2 protein-coding genes are annotated in these 5962 nt (G+C 70.0%); both read left to right on the top strand.

What is annotated here, in order from left to right:
- A partial coding sequence (locus CHC08_RS47340) for a non-ribosomal peptide synthetase (protein ID WP_143653711.1) occupies nucleotides 1-1276 on the top strand: 1276 nt, incomplete at its 5' end.
- Nucleotides 1277-1330: 54 nt separating this feature from the next.
- Nucleotides 1331-5962: non-ribosomal peptide synthetase (locus CHC08_RS47335; RefSeq protein ID WP_143653710.1), on the top strand; the 4632-nt coding region annotated here is incomplete at its 3' end.

The following is a 5962-nucleotide window of genomic DNA, read 5'->3' as shown; positions in this document are numbered from 1 at the left end:
CGACGCGTGGACGTGGTTCCACTCCTTCGCCTTCGACTTCTCGGTGTGGGAACTGTGGGGAGCACTGCTGCACGGAGGCCGGCTCGTCGTCGTCCCGTTCCCCGTGTCCCGGTCGCCGGAGGACTTCCTGCGTCTGCTCGTCCGTGAACGCGTCACAGTGCTGAACCAGACACCGTCCGCGTTCTACCAGCTCATCCAGGCCGACGGCGACAACCCGCAGATGAGGCGCGAACTGGCACTGCGGACGGTGATCTTCGGCGGTGAGGCACTGGACTCCGGCCGGCTGGAAGCCTGGTACGCCCGCCACGCCGACAACGCGCCACGCCTGGTCAACATGTACGGCATCACCGAGACCACCGTCCACGTCACCTACGCACCGTTGACGGCGCAGGACACGTCCCGGACGGGAAGCGTCATCGGCCGGGGAATCCCGGACCTAAGGGTGTACGTGCTCGACAGAGGGCTCCAGCCGGCGCCCGTGGGCGTACCCGGAGAGATGTACGTGTCGGGCGCCGGCCTGGCCCGCGGCTACCTCGACCGGTTCGGACTCACGGCCGAACGATTCGTCGCCGACCCGTACGGCGGCCCCGGGGAGCGGATGTACCGGACGGGCGACCTGGCCCGCTGGAACACCGACGGCGAACTGGAATACCTCGGCCGGGCCGACGACCAGGTCAAGATCCGCGGATTCCGCATCGAACTCGGCGAGATCGAAGCCGCGCTGGCCGCGCACCCTGTGGTGAGTCAGGCCGCGGTGGTCGTACGCGAGGACCAGCCCGGGGACAAGCGCCTTGTCGGCTACGTCGTCCCGGCCGGTGAGCTGTCCGCCGAGGACGTGGAAGCCCTTCGCGCAGCCGGCGGCGCGCTTCGCACCCATGTCGGGACCCTGCTGCCGGAGTACATGGTTCCCGCGGCCATCGTGGTCATTTCCGCGCTGCCGTTGACCGTGAACGGCAAGCTGAACCGTGCCGCCCTGCCGGCACCCGACTACGCCGGCCAGACCACGAGACGGGAACCCACCTCGGCCGAAGAGGCGGCCCTCTGCCACGTGTTCGCGGAGGTGCTGGGCGTCCCCGGCATCGGAGTGGACGACAACTTCTTCGATCTCGGTGGGCACTCCCTGCTCGCCACCCAGCTCGCCGGTCACATCCGCGCCGCCCTCGGCAGGGACGTCCCGATCCGCGTGATTTTCGAAACGCCCACGCCGGCCGGACTGGCTAAGCGGCTCGGTCCAGAACAGCAGCGCCGGCCGGTACTTCGTCCCCGGTCACGCTGACCACCGCCCGGTCACCACCCCCGTACAGCCCGTCGTTCGTCAAAGAGAGCTTCGATGATTCCCCTTTCCTTTGCTCAGCAGCGGTTGTGGTTCCTGGACGAACTGCAGGGTCCCAGCGGGCTGTACAACATCCCGATCACGCTGCGGCTGGCCGGCGACCTCGACCGGGAGGCCCTGCGTACGGCACTGGCGGACGTGATCGAGCGGCACGAGGTGCTGCGCACGGTCATCTCGGCGCAGGACGGTGTGCCGGAGCAGCGGATCCTCACCCCGGAAGAGGTCGATCCGCGGCTGCCGGTGATCGACGTGCCGGAGGACGAGACGGCGCGGGTGGTGGCCGAGGAGTCCGGCCGTCCCTTCGACCTCGCCCGCGACATCCCCCTGCGGGCCTGTCTTCTCGCGGTGAGCCCGCGGGTGCACGTCCTGGTCCTGGTGGTGCACCACATCGCGGGCGACGGATGGTCGCTGGCCCCCCTGGCCCGGGACGTCTCCACCGCGTACACCGCCCGCGCGGGCGGCCGGGCCCCGGCATGGGAACCGCTGCCGGTGCAGTATGCCGACTACGCCATCTGGCAGCGTGATCTGCTAGAGGAGTCGGACGATCCGGCGAGCTTCCTGAACCGGGAGCTGGCGTACTGGCGGAACGCTCTGGCCGACCTGCCGGAGGAACTGCCGCTGCCCTTCGACCGCCCCCGCCCCTTGAAGGCGAGCCACCGCGACGGCACCGCGGACCTGAACATCGACGCCGGCCTGCACCGGCGGATGATCGCCCTCGCCCAGGCCGAAGGCGTCACCATGTACATGGTGCTCCATGCCGCCCTCGGCACCCTGCTGTCGCGCCTCGGCGCGGGCACCGACATCCCCATCGGCACCCCGGTGGCCGGACGCACCGAGACGGCTCTGAACGACCTCGTCGGCCTCTTCGTGAACACCCTGGTGATCCGTGGCGACCTGTCGGGACGCCCCTCGTTCCGTGAGGTGCTGGGCCGGGTGCGCGAACGCCAGCTGGACGCGCTCACCCACCAGGAGCTGCCCTTCGAACGCCTGGTGGAGGACCTGGCACCCGCCCGGTCCATGGCCCGCCAGCCGTTGTTCCAGGTCATGCTGGCGTTGCAGGACAACGCCGAAGCGGTCCTCGGGCTGCCCGGTCTCGACGTGACCGTGGTGGCCGGCAGGGAGGTGCCGGCCAGAGCCGACCTTTCCGTGTCCCTCGGGGAGAGCTTCGGCCCCGGCGGCGTCCCGGCCGGTATCACGGGCGGTATCGGCTACTCGGCGGACCTGTTCGACCACGGCACGGTGGAGGCGCTGGCCGAGCGGTTCGTCCGGGTGCTCGACGCGGTGACCGCCGACCCCGCACGGCCGGTCACCGACATCGACCTGCTCACCCCGGCCGAACGCCACCGGGTCCTGGCCGGATGGAACGACACCGCGCACGAGATCCCGGCGGCCACGCTGCCGGAGCTGTTCGAGGCGCAGGTGGCCCGCACGCCCGGCGCGACGGCGATGGTGTTCGAGGACACCGAGGTGACCTACGCCGAGCTCAACGCCCGGGCCAACCGGCTCGCCCGTCTCCTGACCAAGCATGGGGCGGGCCCGGAGACCGTGGTCGGGGTCCATCTCGAGCGCTCCGCCGACCTCGTCGTCACCCTGCTGGCCGTGGTGAAGGCCGGTGCCGCGTACGCGCCGGTGGACCCCGACCACCCGGTGGAGCGGCTCGCCCATCTCCTCGACGACGCCCGCCCGGCCCTGGTCGTCACCACCGGCGACCTGCACCCGCGCCTCCCCGCCGGCGGGAGGCATCTGATCCTGGACGCCCCGGACACGGCGGCCGTCCTCGACGGCCAGTCCGATGACGACCTGAACGCCGGCGACCGTCACGGCACGCTGCTACCGGCGCACGCGGCTTACGTCATCTACACCTCCGGCTCCACCGGACGTCCCAAGGGTGTCGCCGTGCCGCATCAGGGAGTGGTCAACCGGCTGGCGTGGATGCAACATCAGTACCCCATCGGGGACGCGGACCGGGTGCTGCAGAAGACGCCGTTCGGGTTCGACGTGTCGGTGTGGGAGTTCTTCTGGCCCCTGCTCCAGGGAGCGGTCCTGGTCGTGGCCCGTCCGGGCGGGCACCGTGACCCCGCCTACCTGGCCGACCTGGTGCGGACCCGGCAGGTCACCGTCACCCATTTCGTGCCCTCCATGCTCAGGGCGTTCCTCACCGAGCCGGCGGCTGCCCGTTGCACGTCCCTGCGTGCCGTCCTCACAAGCGGTGAAGCGCTCACCCCCGACCTGCGCGACCGTTTCCTCGCCACGCTCGACGTCCCGCTGCACAACCTCTACGGCCCCACCGAAGCATCGATCGACGTCACCCACGCCTCCGGCCTCACGTCGGACGACCCCACCGTTCCGATCGGCGCTCCGGTCTGGAACACCCGCACCTACGTCCTCGACGCCTACCTGCGGCCCGTCCCCGTCGGCGTGCCCGGCGAGTTGTACCTCGCCGGCGTGCAACTCGCCCGCGGTTACCTGAACCGTCCGGGTCCGACCGCCGAACGGTTCGTCGCCAACCCTTACGGCGCACCGGGGGAGCGGATGTACCGCACCGGTGACCTAACCCGCTGGAACGGCAACGGCGAACTCGAGTACCTCGGCCGCACCGACGACCAGGTGAAGATCCGCGGGTTCCGGATCGAGCTGGGTGAGATCGAGGCCGCCCTGGCCTCCCACCCCTCCGTCACCGGGGCCACCGTGATCCTCCGCGAGGACCAGCCGGGCGACAAACGCCTCCTCGGGTACGTGGTCACCGGTGCCGGCATCGACGGTGCCACCGTCCGTACCCATGTGTCCGGGCTGCTGCCCGAGTACATGGTGCCCTCGGTCGTGATGATCCTGGACACGTTCCCGCTCACGGTCAACGGCAAGCTCGACCGAGCCGCACTTCCCGCTCCCGACTACACCACCACCGACAGCCGCGGACCGATCACCACCCGCGAGGAAATCCTCTGCGCCGTCTTCGCCGACGTCCTCGGCCTGCCCACTGTCGGAGTCGACGACAACTTCTTCGACCTCGGCGGGCACTCCCTCCTCGCCGTCACCCTCGTCGAACGCCTTCGCACCCACGGCCTCGTCGTCGACATCCGCGCACTGTTCACCACCCCCACCGTCGCAGGCCTCGCCGCCATCGCGACCAACCCCGCCACCACCCACGCCCCCGCCGACCGCATCCCCGCCGGCGCCACCGCCATCACCCCCGACATGCTTCCCCTGGCCGACCTGACGGCACAGGAGATCGCCCGAATCGTCGCGGACATCCCCGGCGGCGCCCCCAACATCGCCGACATCTACCCCCTCGCCCCTCTCCAGGAAGGCATCCTCTTCCACCATCTCGTCGACCACGACACCCACGACGACACCTACATCCTCCCGACCGTCCTCGCCTTCGACACCCGCACCCGGCTCGACACGTTCACCACCGCCCTGCGGAAGGTCATCGACCGCAATGACCTCCTCAGAACCGCCATCCTCTGGCGCGACCTCCGCCAATCCGTCCAGGTCGTCCTCCGCCAGGCCGCACTGCCGGTCAGCGAAGTGACGCTGACCGGCGAACCCCAGGATCCGGTCGCCGAACTCCTGGCCGTCTGCCCGAAGACCATGGACGTCACCCAGGCCCCCCTCGTCCACGTGCACGTGGCCGAAGACCCTGGCGCCCCGGGCAGATGGCTCGCCCTGATCCAGGTTCACCACCTCATCCAGGACCACACCTCGCTCGACATCATCCTCAGCGAGATCAGCGCCTTCATCCACGGAACCGATGACCGGCTCCCCATCGCCACCCCCTACCGGGATGTCGTCGCCCTCACCCGATCCCAGGTCTCCGCACGAGAACACGACGCCTATTTCCAGCGCCTGCTCGGCGACGTCAACGAACCCACCGCCCCCTACGGGCTGACCGACATCCGCGCGACCGGCGCGGACACCGCCGAATCCACCACCCGGATTCATCCGGACCTGGCCGCGAGGCTCCGCGAGCAGGCACGCCGCCTCGGCGTCAGCCCTGCGACGATCTTCCACCTCGTCTGGGCCCGTGTTCTGGCCGCGACCTCCGGCCGCGATGACGTCGTCTTCGGAACCATCCTGTTCGGTCGGATGAGCGCGGGAGCGGACCGTACCGTCGGGCTGTTCATCAACACCCTCCCGGTCCGTCTCAACACCCGCGGAACCGCGGTGCTGGACGCCGTCCGCACCACCCAGACCCAGCTCGCCGAGCTGCTCCGCCACGAACACGCCCCGCTCACACTCGCCCAGCAGGCCAGCGGCATCCAGGGGAACGCCCCCTTGTTCACCTCGCTGCTGAACTACCGCCACAGCAACGTGAGCACCGATCGGACCGGCACAGGACTGCCCGGCGTGGAGGTGCTCTTCACGCACGAACGCAGCAACTACCCGGTCGGCATGATCGTGGACGACACCGGCGACACGTTTCACCTCACGGCACAGTCCATCGCGCCGGCCTCCCCCCAAGCCCTGTGCGCCATGGTGGAGACAGCTGCGGAAGGCGTCGTCACCGCGCTGGAGACCTCACCCCACCAGCCGCTGGACGCCATCGACGTGCTGGGTGAGGTCGAGCGTCGGCGGGTTCTGATCGAGTGGAACGACACCGCGCGTGACGTCCCCGCCCGGACCCTGCCC

Source organism: Streptosporangium subroseum (genome assembly GCF_900188345.1).
Classification (GTDB): domain Bacteria; phylum Actinomycetota; class Actinomycetes; order Streptosporangiales; family Streptosporangiaceae; genus Streptosporangium; species Streptosporangium subroseum.
The sequence above is the reverse complement of the archived record's forward strand: the minus strand, read 5'-3'. Positions and strand labels throughout refer to the sequence as shown.